Consider the following 18,167-nt stretch of genomic DNA (forward strand, 5'->3'; position numbering starts at 1 on the left):
GTTCGCAGCACCCGCGCGGCAGAGCGGGCGCTCAATAAATTTGGCAAGCGCTCAAAGCCACGGCCTGCGCGCTCAAACTCCGGCTCAAGCGCTCAAAGCCACAGTCCGTGCGCTCATACCGCCACGCCAAGCGCTCAATCACCCAGTCTAACCGCCCAAAACCGCCCCCGCAGCAATCGTAAAAGGTTGTTTTTTCACTCCCCGTACAGTAAGCTGTAATCAAATGCACGATGAACCGCCACAATTGAACATGCAACATAAAAAATGGAGCCCTTTCTGCATGAAAGGAGCTCCATCTGACTTGTGTAGAGTGATTTACTTGATTTCGATTTGCTCGGCAGGAAGCGGTATTCCAATGAAGTGGCCCTGCATGGCGTCGATGCCCATTTCTTTCAGCAATTCAAACTGCTGTTCATTGACGACGCCTTCTGCAATCGTATACAAGTTTAATTTCTTGGAAAGCTGAATTAATCCCTCGATCAGCATTTGCGTCTTTGGATTGCTCAGCAATGCATCAATGAAGACACGGTCAAATTTGACGCTGGAAATAGGGAGATGCTGCAAGTAGCGCAGTGAAGCATAACCAGAGCCGAAATCATCAAGTGTAAACTGCAGCCCGAGACTTTGAAGTTCTGACATTTGTGCCAGTACGGATTGTTCTTCTTCGGCTTTCAGTGCAAATTTCTCTGTGAACTCCAGATATACCTTATCCGCCGGGCATCCTGTGTCATGTAAGATGGAGATCAGCCGGTCTTTCCACTGGGGATTCAGCGATTCACGAATGGAAGAGTTGATGGAAATACTCATATCATTACCGGCAACATGCCATTTTGTCGCGAAGATCATCGCTTCTTCCGCCACATAGGCGCCGATTTCTTCAATGAGGCCATTTTCTTCCGCAATCGGAATCAATTCATCGGGGCTGATGACACCAAGTTCATCATCTTCCCAGCGTACAAGCGCTTCATAGCACGTAATCTGATCACTTGCTACATCGAATTGAGGCTGGTAGGCGACGTGCAATGAATTGCGGTCGAGTGCCGTCAGCATCTTCCGGTCGATTTCCAGACGGCGGTTCAAAATTTTATGTGACTGCGCAGATAGTGATGCAATTCGTCCGCCCCCTTGACTGATCACGTCTTTCGCTGCAGTCATTGCCACTGTATACAGCTGCATATACGTCTGCTGATCTTCAGGGAAACGCACAATTCCTCCGCTGATCGACAGCGTCTGCGCATTACGGCTGAGGTAGATCGGCTGCTGTTTCAGAAAATCATAGAAACCTTGAATATACCAATCACCGAAAGCTGTCAGAACAACAAAACTGTTCGTATCGATGCGCGCGATAGGGCTGTCCTGGAAGTAACGTTTCAGCCGATTGGTGAATTCTTGGATCAGCTGCGTCTCGCATTCCTGGGATTGCAGCTCTTTCATAGTGAAGTAATGATCGATTGTCAAATAAACGAATGAAAAATGCGTTCCGGCTGCGATGGATTCATTGACTACTTGCTCTAATTTATGGCGGCTCATCAGACCGGTTTCCACATCGATAAACGCAATGTCGCCCAATTTTTCCTGCAATCGGATATCTTCGGTGATATCCAACTCCAGGAAGAAGACGGATTGCAGTTCGCCGGTGCTTGACACGTTAGGAACGGCCAGCGTATTGACAAAGAATGGTTCGCCTCCACGGGTCATTTTTTCTATTTTCCCAGACCATGCTTTGCCGGTCAGCAAACGGTCCCAAATCGAATTGGCGATCACCTGATTCTCGGGATGGTCCGAAAACATTTGCCAGAAGGATTTACCGATAATCCGTTTCGGGGTCCAGCCGCTGACATTTAGGTAATTTTGATTGGCATAGGTTATTAGTCCTTCGCCATCTGTATGTGTAACTAATTGGTATTTATCCAGACTATAGACTAACGCATGATGTTTATTCGCTTCAGGCAAGCTAATAGTATTCATAGAGGTACTCCTTTCCGATTCTACTATATAACTATTATAAATGAATTTCCAGTTGTGTCTATATCTTATATGTGAACTTTATACTATAAAGTTAAAATGAGAAGTATTTTGATAGGGGTGATGGCTAATGTTGCGACTAAAAGGAATTATGATGATTATCATAGGTTCTATGTTGTGGGGTGCTACAGGACCTATGATGGAGTGGATTTTGGATCATAGTGAGATGTCAGTTTCTATGATGTTAATCTTGCGTTTGACGATTGCAGGCGCGGCTGTGCTGTTATTGCTGAAAGGGAGGGGGGTACAAATTGGACGTCCGATGCGTCAGAAGTTGTGGCTTCGTAAAATGGTGCTGTTCGGTATCATCGGAATGCTCGGCGTACAGTTTGGATTCGTCCAGACGATTGCACATAGTGATGCGGTGGTCGCAACATTATTCCAGTTCGTTGCGCCGGTTTATATCATTATTCTATTGTCCATCCTGCAGAAATCCTTTCCGCCGGGCAGTCAGGTCATCGGCATGGCAGTTGCGCTGTTTGGCTTAATTTTATTATTGACTGATGGGTCATTTTCCAGTATTTCATTAAACACGTCCGCGATTGTGTGGGGGGTTATTGTCGGATTCGCCTTCACGTTTTATACGCTGTATCCCGTCGTCCTAATGGCGGAATGGGGTGTTTTGCTGGTGGTTGGCTGGGGCATGTTCATTGGCGGGGTTGCGCTGTTTATCATCAATCTGCCGATGTTTTTCATGAATCTGGGTGTCTTGCTGAACGGTCCTGCAATGGGTATGCTGTTGCTCGTTATCATTATGGGAACACTTGCTTTTATTTTGTTCCTGCAAAGTATGACGTTCATATCGCCTGTTGAAACAAGTGTGCTGTCGAGCTTTGAACCGCTCACGGCAATGATTGTTTCCGTCTTTTGGCTCGACCAGGCCATGGGAATTTGGCAAATTAGCGGTGCGGCCATTATGCTTCTGGGGGTTGTCTGGCTGTCAATTGGCGGTAACCGCAAAAAGGAAACTGCCCCGCCGCCAGAGCCTATTCAACAATACGATCACGAAGAAGTATAGATCTTGCGTCTGTACATGCTGTCTTTCTATATGACATAATGAATGGACAGACAGATCGGGGTGAGCCAGTTGAAGACGGTGTTTCGTTATGCATGGCCCTATAAATGGCCGATGCTCATTGCCATTTTATTGATGTTACTTGAACTATCGGTTGAATTAATCCAGCCGTTGCTGATCGGCAGAATTATAGATGACGGAATTATGAAAGAAGATTTGAACACTGTGCTGATTTGGGGGAGTGTCATGATGGCGCTTGCCTTCGTGGCGCTCTTTTCGGGTGTCGTTAATTCGTATTTTGCCGCTCATGCTGCGCAAAGCTTTGGCTTTGATTTGCGTCAGGCTCTGTTTCAGCGTGTTCAGACGCTTTCATTGGCTGCATTTTTGCGCTTTCCGACATCGAGCCTCATTACACGGCTGACAAGTGACGTGACATTTACACAAAATGCGCTGTTCATGGGACTGCGCATTATGGCGCGTGCGCCGCTTATGGTGCTTGGAAGTCTCATCATGGCATTCATTGTCAGTCCGAAGCTCGCAGTGTTTTTATTGATAGGAGCACCGTTTCTGGCGGTATTCCTGATTGTTATGGCGAGAAAAGGAGTGCGCTTATTTGGGCTGGTCCAGCGCCGTTTGGACGCAGTCAATCGGCTCGTCCAGGAAAACTTGCAGGCAGTTCGTCTCATTAAAGCGTACTTGCGCGGTGTTTTTGAAACGGAACGATTTTCAAAAGCTGCTTCCGCGCTGAAGAAAGACAGCGTCCATGCGATGCGTTTAATGGAATTAATATTGCCGGTCCTGCTGTTTATCATGAATGTCAGTTTCATGGCAGTACTCTGGTTTGGAGCAAAGGAAGTTCGGAACTCCGATATGCCTGTCGGCGATGTGGTCGCAATTGTCAACTACACATTAAGGATGACGAGCGCGTTTTCCATGTTCTCTTTTTTAATTGTCATCTTCTCGCGTGCCAAAGCATCGTCTGAACGAATGGAAGAGTTACTGGTCATGGATGATGAATTGGAACAGCTGGAGGCAGAAACTGCTATTCATCCTGGCGCAGTGTCAGTCCGTTTCGACCATGTGTCGTTTCGCTATCCGGGAACTGCCGAAGACGTGCTGCGTGATGTGACATTTGAAGTGCCGGCTGGTGACAAATTAGTCATTATGGGCGCCACAGGTTCAGGTAAATCGACGATGCTGCAATTGCTTCCCCGTATGTTCCGCGCGACAGAAGGGAGCGTATGGGTCGATGGCAGGGAAATTGAAGACTGGCCGCTGCATACATTGCGCAATCAGATCGGTTACGTCCCGCAGCAATCGATGCTCTTTACAGGATCCATCGCAGATAATCTGGCATGGGGCAAACCTGACGCCACTTCGGATGAAATTGAAGAAGCGGCGAAAAAGGCGCAGATTCACTCATCTGTCATGCGGTTTACAGAAGGTTATCAAACGCGTGTCGGTCAGCGCGGCGTGAATTTATCGGGCGGACAAAAGCAGCGCCTGTCGATTGCACGGGCATTGATCCGCAAGCCGTCTTTGCTGATTTTGGATGACAGCACGAGCGCGCTTGATGTCAACACAGAGTCAGCACTTTGGGAAGCGCTGCGGGAAGAAGATACGACGATGCTGATTGTCACGCAAAAGATTCAGACTGCGCAAATTGCCGATGCAATACTATTGCTTTCTGACGGACAAATTGTCGGCCATGGCACGCATGAACAACTGCTCGAATCCTCTTCTTTTTATCGTGAAATTGCAGAATCACAACAGAAGGGGGAGAGTGCATCATGCGAAAACCATTCGGCTATGAACCGGCTATTAGAAAAGAGGACCTGACCAAAGTACAGCGCAAAAAAATCCAGAAAGCAAGCAATTGGAAATCAGTGCTCGCAAGAATCTGGCGGCTGATCGACCAGCAGCGGGGTTTACTGATTACTGTACTTGCGCTTGTTTTCATCAGTTCTGCTCTTGCGCTTGCCGGTCCCTTTATGATCGGAACTATTATCGATCACTTTGTCATTCCGAAGAAAACGGACGGGCTGGGTGTGCAGATCGGTTTGCTGCTGCTCATCTATGCAGGGTTTTCAGTCTCCACCTATTTACAGAATTACTGGATGGTCGGTATTGCGCAGCAGACAGTCTATCGCCTGCGTACACAGTTATTCGGTCATTTGCAGAAGCTGCCTATCCGTTTCTTCGATAAACGGCAGCACGGTGAACTGATGAGCCGGGTGACAAATGATATTGAGAATGTCAGCCAGACACTGAACTCCTCGTTTATCCAAGTGTTTTCAAGTCTGCTGACATTGATCGGCACGCTGTCTATTATGCTGTATCTCAGTCCGCTATTAACGCTTCTGACGATGATTATTGTGCCGCTGATGTTCTTTGCGATGCGCTGGATCACGAGACGCACAGGCGTTTTATTCAAAGAGCAGCAGCGGGCGCTCGGCGAGTTAAATGGCATGATTGAAGAAACGGTTTCGGGTCAGCGTGTGGTAAAAGCATTTTCGCAGGAACAGAATGTCATCAGCGAATTCGCGCAGAAAAGCGAATCTCTCCGCACGGCGGGCTTCTGGGCGCAGACATACTCAGGGTTCATACCGAAAGTCATGAACACGCTGAACAATATGTCATTTGCGATCGTAGCAGGTGTCGGAGGATTGCTCGCGGTGACTGGATACGGCGGCGTAACTGTCGGGACGATCGTCATCTTCAGTGAGTACGCAAGGCAATTCACCCGTCCGCTCAATGATCTTGCCAATCAATTTAATACGGTGCTGTCTGCGATTGCAGGTGCCGAGCGGGTTTTTGCAATTATGGATGAGCCTGTGGAAAAAGATGAAGCTGTACAGTTGACGGAAACGCTGCAAGGCGACGTGAAGTTTAAAGACGTGACATTCGGCTATGGAGAAGAAGCCGTCATTAGAGGACTCAGCTTCCATGTAAAACCTGGAGAAACCGCAGCCTTCGTCGGTGCGACAGGAGCAGGGAAGACGACCGTGATGCAACTGCTGTCACGTTTCTATGATGCCGACAGCGGACAGATTTTGCTTGACGGCATCCCAATCAATGATTTGCCGCGTCAAACTGTCCGCAGCCAGATGGCATTTGTTCTGCAGGATCCGTTTCTGTTTGAAGCTACTGTGCGCGAAAACATCCGCTACGGCAGACTCGATGCAACAGATGAGGAAGTGATAGAAGCGGCAAAGAAAGCCAATGCTCACACTTTCATCAGCAAACTGCCGGAAGCTTATGATACTGTCCTTACAGCGGGCGGTGAACAAATTTCGCAAGGCCAAAAACAACTGCTGTCCATTGCGCGGGCGCTGGTCGCTGATCCTGCCCTGCTGCTGCTGGACGAAGCAACGAGCAGCATTGATACGGTAACCGAACTTGCTATTCAGGAAGCACTGGAGCGTCTCATGGCGGGCAGAACGAGCTTCGTCATCGCTCACCGCCTGAACACAATCAGACAGGCGGACAAAATATATGTACTGGCAGACGGGGAGCTCATCGAATCCGGCAGCCATGATCAGCTGCTGAAACAAAAAGGTGTATTTTATGGCATGCTGCATCATGATGAATGAAATTTGTAAATCCGCAGAAAAAAGCCATTTATCCGCACTTCGGGTAAATGGCTTTTCTGTATTATTTCTTATTATCAATATGGAGAGACTTGTCGTCGGTAAACTCTACATCCAGCTTGAATTCATCATAGTCATCAAGTCCGTACCACTGCAAGATCCTGTCAATGGCTTCTTCTTCTGTCGTTTCGCTGTCAATTAAAATTTCCATAAACATTTTATGCATATCGTCAATCGCTTCATTACCTTCGAGATCCACTTCTTGGAACTCATTGACATACTCCGCATCGGAAGGCTTTACGTCTTCATAATCCGTTTCGATCTTCTTATCATCTTTCTTGATTGTCAAATCAAAGTCCGTGAAGCCGTAACCGTCACCCGTGTTCATTGTACTGCCTTTATCTTCATCTTCATAACCTAGTGCGGGATCATCATTATCCGGTGCTTCATCCTTAGAAGAACATCCGCCGAGAATTAAAATAGATGAAAAGCCTACAATAGATATCATTCGCATAAATGACATGAGAGCCACCCTTTCTATAGATATGGTACTTATATTATCACCTGAAAAGCGGCTCTCTAAACCAAGTTAGCCTTACAAATGAGGAAATGGAATGGATGTAAGAATATATTAGTGATATTTCCGCTCCAAAATAGAACCGAGCAATTGGCGGATTGGCAATACTTGTCCCGAAGGCAAACGGATTTTTCCATGATAATAACCGACGGATTGATTCACGGACATTTTGCGCACGAGATAATGATCGAGTGTGGATTTTTGGAAAAAGGGTTTAAACGTTAACTGAATGTCATCCGAAAACTTTGTCATGATTTTCCACGGACTCTTCGGATCCTCCTTATCGCGCTTAAACAGAACGTCTTCATGAATTTTATGCATCACGCCTTCAATGAATACCGCATTTTCCGTCAAACCGGTGCCGTCCGTCCATGAGCCCCCGAAATTCAAACCAACCCGCTTGCCGCCTGTCCGTTGTGAAGCCATCGCCCAATCCCAATTTGTTTGGCTGTTCCATATACCCCGTCCATAATCATAGACTGCAAAGCTGTAATAAGGATTAAAGTCATATCGGCGATCGCCCATCCGCACGTATCCGCCCGTCGGTAAAATCGTATGTTTGGATGTAAAGTGAAAGTCATCCCGGTTTTTAGGTATGACCACATTTAATGATTCATCTTTTTCCGGATGAATGATATGCAGGTCAGCATGCAGCAGTTCATTATCGAAATCGGGAATGACGATAGATAGATGCGTTTCACCTTGCATATGAACGAGCTGGACGGTTAAATCGTCATGTATAAATTTGATATTGCCGAGCGCCTCTTCGGGCATTTTGACGCGTCTTGAAAAAGGCAGTGCTACATGTTTTTCATAGAAGCGCTGGGTTTCGTAGTTCAGTATGTAAATCAGGCAAATTGCTTTATGGTCAAGGTGGACAATCGCGGCAGTCAACATCACGTCTTCTCCGTAAATGCACCAATGATTCCAGCGTTTCTTTTTCATGAAACGGCCTTTTAGATTGCTTGTTACTAGAGGTTTTCGCGCATATCCAATAGATTCTGGATTCAGAGAACCTCTGGCGTCACAGAGCGGAACAGTCTCGGTTAATTCGTTCTCTTTATGTTGCATGATCTTTACCGCCTTTCTTGCCTATTGTCTTTTTGCCGTTCAGTTGCTATACTTTATATTGTACCAGAACCAAGGGGCATTAGCTCAGCTGGGAGAGCGTTGCGCTGGCAGTGCAAAGGTCAGGGGTTCGAGCCCCCTATGCTCCATACAATTAGCGGCAGTTCTTGAAGGAAATCTTCAGGGACCGCTGCTTTTTATTTCGAAAGAACTTTTCTATACATAAATACCCCCTGCTTGTCTGCATTAAAACTATTAGCTATTGTATATTTATTCATTATAACGTATATTAAATAACAGAGATATTAAAAGTTACAAGTGCCAGCCGTATATTGAAGCAGAAGTAATCATATTCATATACTTGTAGACAGGCGCTTGGCGATAACTTATAATTGTTTTAATTTAGAAGATTTTTACTAACAGAGCGAAAGAAGGGGAAATGTATGAAGAAGATGGTTTCAGCACTGCTGCTGATCTTGGCATTAGTTATTGCAGGCTGCAGCAATGACAGCGGGGGAGCAGGTTCAACAGAAAAATCTACGTTGAAGAATATTAAAGACAACAAAAAGTTGGTTGTCGGAATTGCACCGGGTTATTTCCCTTTTGAAATGAAAAGCACAGAAGGCGGATTTATCGGGTACGATATCGATCTGGCAAATGCAGTAGGAGAAGCGTTGAATACAGAAGTAGAATTTAAGCAATTTGCATTTGACGGCTTAGGACCGGCTCTGCAGATAGGTGAAGTCGATATGGTCATCGCAGGTATGACGATTCGCGGAGACCGCGCACTGTCAATGAGCATGTCGAATCCTTATTACAAAACAGGCCAGGCGGTCATGGTGCCAGCTGAAAACAAAGGCATTAAGTCTTGGGAAGAGCTTGACGTAAAGGGCAATAAAATTGCTGTAGGCATCGGAACTACAGGTGCATTGCTGGCAAAGTCCCAGTTTAAAAATGCAGAAGTAGTAGATTTTGAAGATTTCCCATTGGCCGCAACTACAATGGGGTCAGGGCAGGCAGATGCAGTCGTCTATGACGAACCTGCTATCGCAGTATGGCGCCTGGAGCATGAAGGAAAAGTTCATCAGCTTGAGGGCTTGCTGTCCGCTGAAAACTTGGGGATCGCAGTGAAGAAAAATGATTTTGAAACCATTCAATGGTTGAATTCATTCTTATACAGCTACGTTGACAGCCCGGAAGAACTGGAATCAAGAAATCGCTGGTTTGAAGAAAGCGACTGGCTAGATAAGGTAACGGAAGAGTAATATGGGCGGCTATGAATATGACTTCAGTGTAATATCGCAAAATATGGATATCTTTATTGAAGGGGCGCTGAAAACACTTGAAATTTCGGCGATTGCATTATTGCTGGCCATTCCGCTCGGGATTATTATCGGAATGGGCAGAATTTCCCGCAATAGATTCATCCGTATTCTTTCCTCAGCCTATGTAGAAGTCATGCGCGGCGTGCCGTTGCTGGTGCTGCTGATATGGATTTTCTTTGTACTCGGTCAATTTTTAAAACTCGGTTCCTACTGGGCATCGATTATCGGACTCGCTGTCTTCACTGCCGCCTTTATTGCAGAAATCGTTCGTTCAGGAATACAGGGTGTGCCAAGAGGTCAGATGGAAGCTGCCCGTTCGTCAGGTATGACCTACTGGCAGGCAATGCGCCTGATCGTTCTGCCGCAGGCGTTCCGGAGGGTTCTGCCGCCGCTTGCTTCACAATTCATCATGCTAATTAAAGATTCGTCTTTGATCTCGGTCATCGGCGCGACGGAATTGACGCTGAACGCAAAGAACCTGGTTGCCACTACGATGCGTTCCATAGAAATATGGACATTCATAGGCTTCGTTTACTTTGCGATGACATTCACGTTGTCCATGATTATTCGCGCAATCGAACAAAAATTATTAGCCAGAGAAAATTCATGAAGTCTGATGTGAAGGAGTGCCGGATATGATTTCTATCAAACATGTTACTAAAACATTTGGTATGAACCAGGTGCTGACGGACGTCACGCTGGAAATACCTAAATCGAACGTAGTGGCCGTCATTGGTCCGAGCGGGGCAGGAAAATCTACGCTGATCCGCACGATTAATGCGCTGGAGCCGATCGACAGCGGAGAAATCGTTGTAGACGGAGTTTCTATCCATGATAAAAAAGTGAATATTAATAAAGCGCGTACCGAGATCGGTTTCGTCTTTCAAAGTTTTAACCTTTACCCATTCCTTACGGCGCTGCAAAATGTCACGCTGGCACCAATCAACGTCAAAGGGATAAGCAAAAGTGCTGCGGAAGAGCGGGGCAGGGAATTGTTGACCTCCCTAGGTCTGGGCGATAAATTCGATGCCTATCCAAACCGGTTGTCAGGCGGGCAGCAGCAGCGTGTTGCAATTGCCCGGGCACTTGCGATGGATCCTCAAGTCATGCTGTTTGATGAGCCGACGTCGGCACTCGATCCGGAGATGGTCACAGAAGTGCTTGATGCGATCCGTAAATTGGCGGAAGATGGTATGACGATGGTTGTCGTCACGCATGAGATGGGATTTGCCAAAGAAATTTGTGATGAAATTATTTTCATGGCAGACGGCAAAGTCGTCGAACAGGCACCGCCTGCGAAGTTTTTCACCAATCCCGATACGGAACGGGCCCGAAATTTTTTATCAAAAGTGCTTCAGCATTAATTGAACGTCCCCCTCTGTCATATGATGTGGCAGGGAGGGATTTTTTTGTACGACCGTCAGGCGGCAGTACGTTATGCAGATAAATGGTGGGACAGCAGAAATCCGGCTTTTCCGAGTTTTGATGATGATTGCACGAACTATATTTCACAATGTCTATTAGCGGGCGGGGCACCGATGCATGGAGCACCGAATCGTGAAAAGGGCTGGTGGATGTACAAAGGCACGTGGAGTTTCAGTTTCACCACGGCACACTCCATGCGCTGGTATTTAGCGACTTCCACGAAAGGATTGACGGCAAGGCAAGTGGGCACGCCGCAGGAACTGCAAATCGGTGATCTCATTTGTTATGATTTTCAGGGCGACGGACGATTCGATCATACGACCATTGTGACAGCGAAAGATGGGGATATGTCTCTCGTCAATGCACATACGTATAACGCCTATCACAGAACGTGGGATTATAAGGATTCCTATGCATACTCGCCGAATGCGAAATATATTTTCTTCAAAGTGAATGATAAGTTCTCATAATTAGCCAACTCTGCATCAAAGTGCTTCTCATAGCCTCTAGCAACAGACTGCCAAGTTAGGGTATACTAGGTAGCAGATACTTATAGCAAAGGAGAAGGTTGAGTGTGAATGAACAAGCATTATCGGTGAGAGAGGCCATTGTCACACGGCGCTCTATCAAGAACTTTAACGGACAGCCGATCGAACCAGAGATCATCCCGGAAATCATAGAAGATGCCGTTTGGGCACCAAACCACGGAAACCGTAATCCTTGGCGTATGATTGTCGCAACAGGCGGACAGTATGAACAGCTTTTGGACGTCTTAAAGGAGTTCGGTGTTGCAAATTGGAAACAGCTTTCTGACGAGGATCTTGAAAAACAAATGAAGAAATTCTCGACTGCCAGTGCAGCTGTTTTCGTCATCGTCCCTGAAGACGTGCGCCAAAAAGAGCGGCTGGAGGATTATGCAGCAGCCAGCACACTGATCCAGAATATTCAATTGCTTGCATGGGATAAAGGGATAGGGACGTGCTGGAAAACGCCGCCGTTCATTGATCATCCAAAGTTCCGTGAACGTTTGGGTGTACAGGCAGGGGAGCGTATCATCAGCATGCTGCAGTTCGGCTACTTTGATTCATTGCCTAAAGCTGCACCCCGTAAGCCAGTTGAAGAAATCATCACGTATTTTGGCAGCGACGAAGAAGAGGAATAAAATATGAAACAGGCTGCTCCTAAAAATAGGAGCAGCCTGTTTTTGTATAGGGGAAATGGGTTGCGTGGTCAATGGATCGGGCCACGTGCTCAATGTCCTTCGGCAAGCGCTCAATGCGTCGGGCCAAGCGCTCAATGCCACCTCGCCCGCGCTCAATGCGTCGGGCCAAGCGCTCAATGTCTCTTCGCCCGCGCTCAATGCGTCAGGCCAAGCGCTCAATGCCACCTCGCTCGCGCTCAATGCGCCAGGTCAAGCGCTCAATGCCTCTTCGCCTGCGCTCAATGCGTCGAGCCAAGCGCTCAATGCCACCTCGCTCGCGCTCAAAGCGTCGGGCCAAGTGCTCAATGCCCCCTCGCTCGCGCTCAATGCGCCAGGTCAAGCGCTCAATGCCCCCTCGCTCGCGCTCAATGCGTCAGGCCAAGCGCTCAATGCCACCTCGCTCGCGCTCAATGCATCGGGCCAAGCGCTCAATGTCTCTTCGCCCGCGCTCAATGCGTCGGGCCAAGCGCTCAATGTCTCTCCGCGCGCGCTCAATGCGCCAGGTCAAGCGCTCAATGCCCCCTCGCGCGCGCTCAATGCGCCAGGTCAAGCGCTCAATGCCTCTTCGCCTGCGCTCAATGCGTCGAGCCAAGCGCTCAATGCCCCCTCGCTCGCGCTCAATGCGTCGGGCCAAGTGCTCAATGCCCCCTCGCTCGCGCTCAATGCGCCAGGTCAAGCGCTCAATGCCCCCTCGCTCGCGCTCAATGCGTCGGGCCAAGCGCTCAATGCCACCTCGCCCGCGCTCAATGTCCTTCGGCAAGCGCTCAATGAGTCGAGCCAAGCGCTCAATGCCCCCTCGCCCGCGCTCAAAGCGTCAGGCCAAGCGCCCAATGCCCCCTCGCTCGCGCTCAATGCATCGGGCCAAGCGCTCAATGCCCCTCTGCCCGCGCTCAATCCATCCCCGCATCCGCTCATAACCCCAGCTTTTCAATCTCTCCATAATAACTGCTGATTACGCGCAGTCCTTTATCGAAGTTTTCCAAGTGGAAATGTTCATTCGGTGCGTGGAAGTTTTCGGTGTCCAGGCCGAATCCCATTAGTACGACCGGCAATTTAAGAATTTCATCGAATGCCGCTACGATTGGGATGGAGCCGCCGCCGCGTGTGTAGACAGTCGGCACGCCGTAAACTTGCTCATAAGCCCTTCCGGCAGCTTGGATTACTTCGTGGTCATAGGGCGTCAGGTAAGGCTTCCCTTTATCGAACTCCGTCACTGTCACTTCGCAGCCAACGGGTTCATGTTTTGCAATATGAGCACGCAGTTTTTCTACGATTTCATCAGGTTCCTGGTCGGGAACGAGACGGCATGTAATTTTTGCTCCGGCTTCTGACGGCAGGACGGTTTTAATGCCTTCCCCCGAAAATCCGCCGAACACCCCGTTGATTTCGAGCGTAGGACGCGCCCACGTACGTTCTGTGTAAGTGTAACCCGGTTCGCCAGTCAATTCTTTGACGCCGACTTCCTTTTTGACGGCTTCTTCATCAAAATCAAGAGCTGCCCAGCCTGCACGTTCTTCTTCCGTCAGATCGCGTACTTGATCGTAAAAACCGTCAATTGCGATCGTGCCTTCCGCATCACGGAATGAAGCCAGAATTTCAGCGAGTGCATGAATAGGATTTTGAACACCGCCGCCGTATAAACCGGAGTGCAGGTCTCCTTTAGGTCCTTTAACGTCAATTTGCACGCCTGCTAAACCGCGCAGTCCATAGCAAATCGCAGGCTGTCCGGGAGCATACATGCCGGTATCCGAAATGACGATGAAATCCGCTGCCAATTTGTCCTGATTATTTCGGATATATTCTTCCAGACTGGGGCTGCCGATTTCTTCTTCACCTTCAATAATTAATTTGACGTTGACGGGCAGTTTCCCTTCGACATTCATCAGCGCTTCAATTGCTTTGCTGTGCATAAACACTTGCCCTTTATCATCGCTTGCTCCGCGCGCATATAATTTATTATCACGAATAGTTGCTTCAAATGGAGGCGTCTCCCATAAATGAAGCGGATCGACAGGCTGTACATCATAATGGCCGTAAATCAGGATAGTCGGCTGGTTTTCCGCGTGCATCCAGTCGGCGTAGACAACAGATTGTCCCGCTGTTTTTTCAATCGAGACGTTTTCGAGTCCGATGCTTTCGAATTCATTTGCGAGCCATTCCGCTGCTTTCTGCATATCCGGCTGATGTTCTGATAATGCGCTAATGCTCGGAATCGCGAGGAAATTCGTCAGCTCTTTCAAGTGGCGGTCGCGGTGATCTGTAAAATATTGATCCAATGATTGTAATGAAGTCATTGCAAACCCTCTTTTCTCTGGACTGTTTTCTATTCCACATTATAGCAGAAGTTCGTGCGCCGTAAGGTTTAGACGCTTCCGGGAAAGGGAACCAAATGATAAAAGTGAGCGTCTAATCTGTATATAGTATTAGCGGCACGGTTTATATTTATGATATAATAACCCAATAAGAAGTATTGAATGATTATGAACGGATTACCATGACTGATAACAAATAAATGAGGAAATGCTGGAGGAGACGCAATTGTTTATTGCACTGGGACTATGTTTATTCTTGTCCTTTTTTTTATCGGGGAGCGAGACCGCTCTGACTGCCGTCAATCGCATGAAAATACAATTGCGCGCGGATCAGGGAGATAAAAAATCTGTTAAGTTAAGACAATTGATTTCAAAGCCGGATCGTATGATTACGGCCATTTTAATCGGCAATAATGTCGTGAATATTTTGATGCCGACGATTGTGACGATGATCGCGATCGATAAAGGATTGAGCATCGGATTACTGACGGGGATATTGACTGTCATCCTAATTATATTTGGCGAAGTATTGCCGAAAACCATCGCCGCGACATTTGCGGACCGGATTGCTTATATCGTCGCGCCGCCTATTACGGTGCTTGTGAAATTATTGATTCCATTGACTTTGATTCTTTCGCTGTTTACGAACTTCTTCGTGCGTCTGATTTCAAAAGGTGCTGTGACAGAAGCAACACTGACGAAAGAAGATGTGCGTTCCATGGTTGATATTGCTTCGACTGAAGGAACGTTCGGACAGGATGAATCAATTCGTCTGAAAGGCGTGCTTGACTTCCGCGATAAAGATGTCATGGATGTTATGCAGACACACCGGACAGATATTGTTTCACTTTCTATGGATTCGACGTATGAAGATGTGCGTGACGTCGTGCTGCAATATTTCTATACTCGATATCCTGTATACGAGGAAAGTATCGACCGTGTCGTCGGTATTTTTTATTCTAAAATGCTCATCGAATGGTCCATGTTTCCGGAACGGACGTTTGGAGATATGATTGACCGCCAGCCGCTGTTTGTCGTGCAGACCGCCAGTGTGGAACTCGTATTTAAACGGATGCTGACGCAGAAGAAACATATGGCGATTGTGCTTGATGAATATGGCGGAACGCTCGGAATCGTCACGCAGGAAGATATTATTGAAGAAATGATTGGGCAGGACATAGAGGACGAAACAGACGTAGAAGAAGATTCGATGGTCTTTGAGAAAGAAGAAAACCGTTTGATCTGTCAAGGGCGTCTGGATATTAAAGATGTCATTGAATTGCTCGATGTCGAACTGCCGACAGACCACGATACCATCGGCGGCTTTGTATTTCAGGAGGTGGGCCATATTCCAGAAGAAGGAGAATGGTTCAACTATAATACACTGTTGTTTGAAGTCGAGGAGATGGACAGAGCACGTATTTCGCGATTAAGAATTACGAAACAGCAAGAGCAGGAAGAAGCCGTGGAAGCATAGAAGGTGTCAAGTAACCTTACATAATTGTAAGGTTACTGAAAGAGAAAGCGATAGTTCAAATAATGTGTGTCAGTCATAATAAGGGTACCAGTTACAAAACGGAGGTACTTGCTTATGAAAACGGACTTGAACGCATTATACGAAGAGTATGGTCGCTATATATATCATTTATGTCTAAAATTAACCCGCAATAAAGAAGAAGCGGAAGATCTTATGCAGGACGTGTGGGTGAAAGTCGTACGCTACAGCGGTGAAATGAGTGAAGTCAACCGTATGAAGGCTTGGCTGACAACCATTTGCATGAATACATTCCGTGATCGCTACAGAAAAAATGTGCGTCACAGCCAATACGTGATGAATCAGCCTGATACATTAGACGTTCCGATTCTTGATTTGGTTCCCAGCAATGCAAAAACACCTGCAGAATTGATGGAACAAAGCGATATTTCCTCTTTGGTGCAGCAGAAAATCAGCGAGCTGGATGGCATCTACCGAAAAACGATCGAATATTTCTACGTAAACCAGTATTCGCTCGTGGAAATTGCCGGGTTGATGAGTGTATCAATCGGCACGGTGAAATCACGCCTGTTCCGCGCAAAGAAGTATCTGAAAGAGATGCTCGTACAAGACGAAGCAGCACAAGAATACGTAATAGCCTAAGCCCACTGCCTTGTGGGCTTTTTTTGATGAGGCACAGCGTACAAAGATGACTCCCATGCATATACTAAGAAACGCTAAGCAGCATGGCAAGGAGCGGTGCAGAAAACACCTGCAAAGAATACAAAATTCTGCACGGCTGGACTAACCCATTGCAAACCAAAAAACGACCTCCATCATCTAAATAATGGAGGTCGTGCCTGTTAATCCGTCGCTTCTGCAAGCTGCTTATTCAGTTCTGACAGCCGTTCTTCCATACGGGCAAGACGGCGTTCGGCGTTTTCGATCATCTTCACATGACCGGTTGACTCCAGCTTCTCCACATCGCCCTGCAGACTGATATAGTCCATCTTGAGTTCTGCAATCTCTTGCTCCAGCTGATCTTTTGTCATACGGGAAAACTCCAATCATAGGTTTTCCCTTAGTGTAACATATCCAGCCTTGTCCGTTTAGGAAACTCCAACAAATAACGGATTGCCTCAAGCACCTTTTCCTCTCCGCTGCCAATGTCAATCTGCAGCTGACGCTTGATCGCGCGTTCTTTGCGTGCATCATGCAGCAGCGGTTCCATGATCGCACTCAGCAAATTCGACTGTGTCACTTTGCGGCCGAGTCCAAGATGAATGAAACCATTTTTCTCAGTAGGGAAGCCAAGATTTGATTCGAACTCGTTTTGGGCAAGTACAATGCAAGGCACCCCGATGACAGCGACTTCGTAGGGGGTATAGCATGCATCGCATAAAATCATATCAGCTTCGGAGAACAGCTCGGCACGGTTGTCCGGAGCCTGTACAACTCTCGTGTTACGTCGGCTCAATGCCATCATTTGTACTTCACTTACATCATGTTTATAGTTATCGCCGAGGACAACTGTGACTGACAATGGAATCTGCAGTTGTTTCAAATGCCGCAATGCCCGGAATGTCAGATTGCCCGGATCTTCATCACCAAATGAAATAACGAGACGGGATGAAGAGGACGGCGGCTTTCTTTTTAAGCCCGCATGACGGTAGGGATGCAAAGATGCATCCGTGATGAACGTGTCGGGGCCAGTAATATAATGGTCAGCGCACAGTTCCTGTGTTTCAGGATACAGCGTCTGAATGACCCAGTCTGTCAGCTGCCCGCCATCACCAAAGTCATCAAAATGCAGAATGCTTGGTACGAGTTCCACCAGCTTGGACATTTCATCTGTATTGCTTGGACCCGCGTCGCGAATCAAAAGATCAGGCTGCAGCTTGCTTACCTGCGTAATGAAAGAAGAAGGACCGATTACTTTATGACAGGTGAAATTTTCATCAGGAAACGGAGTATGTTGATCATATAAAAAGATGATCTCCGCTTCATTTTTCAATGTATTAGCCAGCTTACGTGCACGTCGCAGAGGATAACTTCCTTTGCCGTCTGTTATGGATAGATAGATCGCGATTTTTTTTTGGACTTGTTTTTCGATTGGAACCACCCTTTCTGAACCTGCTTCGTTCCTCTTACCCTA

Annotated in this window: 17 protein-coding genes and 1 tRNA gene; 12 read left to right on the plus strand and 6 right to left on the minus strand. The window is 47.3% G+C overall.

Translation table 11 applies throughout. From position 1 onward, the window contains the following. Positions 1-315: 315 nt before the first annotated feature. Positions 316-1,968, minus strand: a complete 1,653-nt coding sequence (locus SporoP33_RS11125) for a sensor domain-containing protein (RefSeq protein ID WP_081243769.1) — start codon at positions 1,966-1,968, stop codon at positions 316-318. A gap of 127 nt (positions 1,969-2,095) precedes the next feature. Here SporoP33_RS11125 and SporoP33_RS11130 point away from each other — a divergent pair, with 127 nt between their 5' ends. The 3 genes from SporoP33_RS11130 (at position 2,096) to SporoP33_RS11140 (ending at position 6,633) form a co-directional block, all read left to right on the plus strand. Beyond that, on the plus strand, positions 2,096-3,043 hold the full coding sequence (locus tag SporoP33_RS11130) for a DMT family transporter (protein ID WP_081243770.1): 948 nt from the start codon (positions 2,096-2,098) through the stop codon (positions 3,041-3,043). Between the two features lie 69 nt (positions 3,044-3,112). After that, positions 3,113-4,879 carry an ABC transporter ATP-binding protein gene (locus SporoP33_RS11135; protein WP_081244841.1) on the plus strand — a complete coding sequence of 589 codons (1,767 nt, stop codon included), beginning with the start codon at positions 3,113-3,115 and terminating at the stop codon, positions 4,877-4,879. Further along, entirely contained in the window at positions 4,831-6,633 is a 1,803-nt protein-coding gene (locus tag SporoP33_RS11140; protein WP_081243771.1) for an ABC transporter ATP-binding protein, read from the plus strand. The genes SporoP33_RS11135 and SporoP33_RS11140 overlap by 49 nt, the downstream gene beginning before the upstream one ends. Before the next feature lie 61 nt (positions 6,634-6,694). On the opposite strand, the gene SporoP33_RS11145 is transcribed toward SporoP33_RS11140, so the two are convergent. Continuing rightward, positions 6,695-7,153, minus strand: coding sequence for a YusW family protein (locus SporoP33_RS11145; protein ID WP_081243772.1), 459 nt, complete (start codon positions 7,151-7,153; stop codon positions 6,695-6,697). Between the two features lie 108 nt (positions 7,154-7,261). Further along, a complete protein-coding gene (locus SporoP33_RS11150) occupies positions 7,262-8,278 on the minus strand; it encodes a DUF2804 domain-containing protein (RefSeq protein ID WP_081243773.1) in 1,017 nt (338 codons plus the stop codon). 73 nt (positions 8,279-8,351) lie between these two features. On the opposite strand from SporoP33_RS11150, the gene SporoP33_RS11155 reads away from it, so the two are divergent. The 7 genes from SporoP33_RS11155 to SporoP33_RS11185 all read left to right on the plus strand — a co-directional run bounded on the left by SporoP33_RS11155 (position 8,352) and on the right by SporoP33_RS11185 (position 13,178). Beyond that, a tRNA-Ala gene (locus SporoP33_RS11155) sits at positions 8,352-8,424 on the plus strand. 294 nt (positions 8,425-8,718) lie between these two features. Beyond that, complete coding sequence (locus SporoP33_RS11160; protein WP_081243774.1) at positions 8,719-9,540, plus strand: transporter substrate-binding domain-containing protein; 822 nt, start codon at positions 8,719-8,721, stop codon at positions 9,538-9,540. 1 nt (position 9,541) lies between these two features. Then, entirely contained in the window at positions 9,542-10,210 is a 669-nt protein-coding gene (locus tag SporoP33_RS11165; protein ID WP_081243775.1) for an amino acid ABC transporter permease, read from the plus strand. 25 nt (positions 10,211-10,235) lie between these two features. Then, positions 10,236-10,964, plus strand: a complete 729-nt coding sequence (locus SporoP33_RS11170) for an amino acid ABC transporter ATP-binding protein (RefSeq protein WP_081243776.1) — start codon at positions 10,236-10,238, stop codon at positions 10,962-10,964. A gap of 45 nt (positions 10,965-11,009) precedes the next feature. Continuing rightward, positions 11,010-11,495: an amidase domain-containing protein gene (locus SporoP33_RS11175; RefSeq protein WP_231293238.1), complete on the plus strand. Its 486-nt coding sequence runs from the start codon at positions 11,010-11,012 to the stop codon at positions 11,493-11,495. Positions 11,496-11,599: 104 nt separating this feature from the next. Further along, positions 11,600-12,187 carry a nitroreductase family protein gene (locus SporoP33_RS11180; RefSeq protein ID WP_081243777.1) on the plus strand — a complete coding sequence of 196 codons (588 nt, stop codon included), beginning with the start codon at positions 11,600-11,602 and terminating at the stop codon, positions 12,185-12,187. Between the two features lie 64 nt (positions 12,188-12,251). Continuing rightward, positions 12,252-13,178 carry a ribosomal eL19 family protein gene (locus SporoP33_RS11185; RefSeq protein ID WP_081243778.1) on the plus strand — a complete coding sequence of 309 codons (927 nt, stop codon included), beginning with the start codon at positions 12,252-12,254 and terminating at the stop codon, positions 13,176-13,178. Here the strand turns inward: SporoP33_RS11185 and SporoP33_RS11190 are convergent. Then, a complete protein-coding gene (locus SporoP33_RS11190; protein ID WP_081243779.1) occupies positions 13,138-14,520 on the minus strand; it encodes a dipeptidase in 1,383 nt (460 codons plus the stop codon). The two genes, SporoP33_RS11185 and SporoP33_RS11190, sit on opposite strands and share 41 nt — an antisense overlap. A 244-nt stretch (positions 14,521-14,764) precedes the next feature. Between SporoP33_RS11190 and SporoP33_RS11195 the strand changes: the two genes are divergently transcribed. Next, a complete protein-coding gene (locus tag SporoP33_RS11195; protein ID WP_231293239.1) occupies positions 14,765-16,015 on the plus strand; it encodes a hemolysin family protein in 1,251 nt (416 codons plus the stop codon). Positions 16,016-16,129: 114 nt separating this feature from the next. After that, a complete protein-coding gene (locus tag SporoP33_RS11200) occupies positions 16,130-16,675 on the plus strand; it encodes an RNA polymerase sigma factor (RefSeq protein WP_081243781.1) in 546 nt (181 codons plus the stop codon). 200 nt (positions 16,676-16,875) lie between these two features. Here the strand turns inward: SporoP33_RS11200 and SporoP33_RS11205 are convergent, their stop codons facing one another. Then, on the minus strand, positions 16,876-17,064 hold the full coding sequence (locus SporoP33_RS11205; RefSeq protein WP_081243782.1) for an SE1832 family protein: 189 nt from the start codon (positions 17,062-17,064) through the stop codon (positions 16,876-16,878). Positions 17,065-17,093: 29 nt separating this feature from the next. After that, positions 17,094-18,134 carry a hypothetical protein gene (locus SporoP33_RS11210; protein WP_081243783.1) on the minus strand — a complete coding sequence of 347 codons (1,041 nt, stop codon included), beginning with the start codon at positions 18,132-18,134 and terminating at the stop codon, positions 17,094-17,096. Positions 18,135-18,167 lie beyond the last annotated feature (33 nt).

The sequence above is a fragment of the Sporosarcina sp. P33 genome (assembly GCF_002077155.1).
GTDB lineage: Bacteria > Bacillota > Bacilli > Bacillales_A > Planococcaceae > Sporosarcina.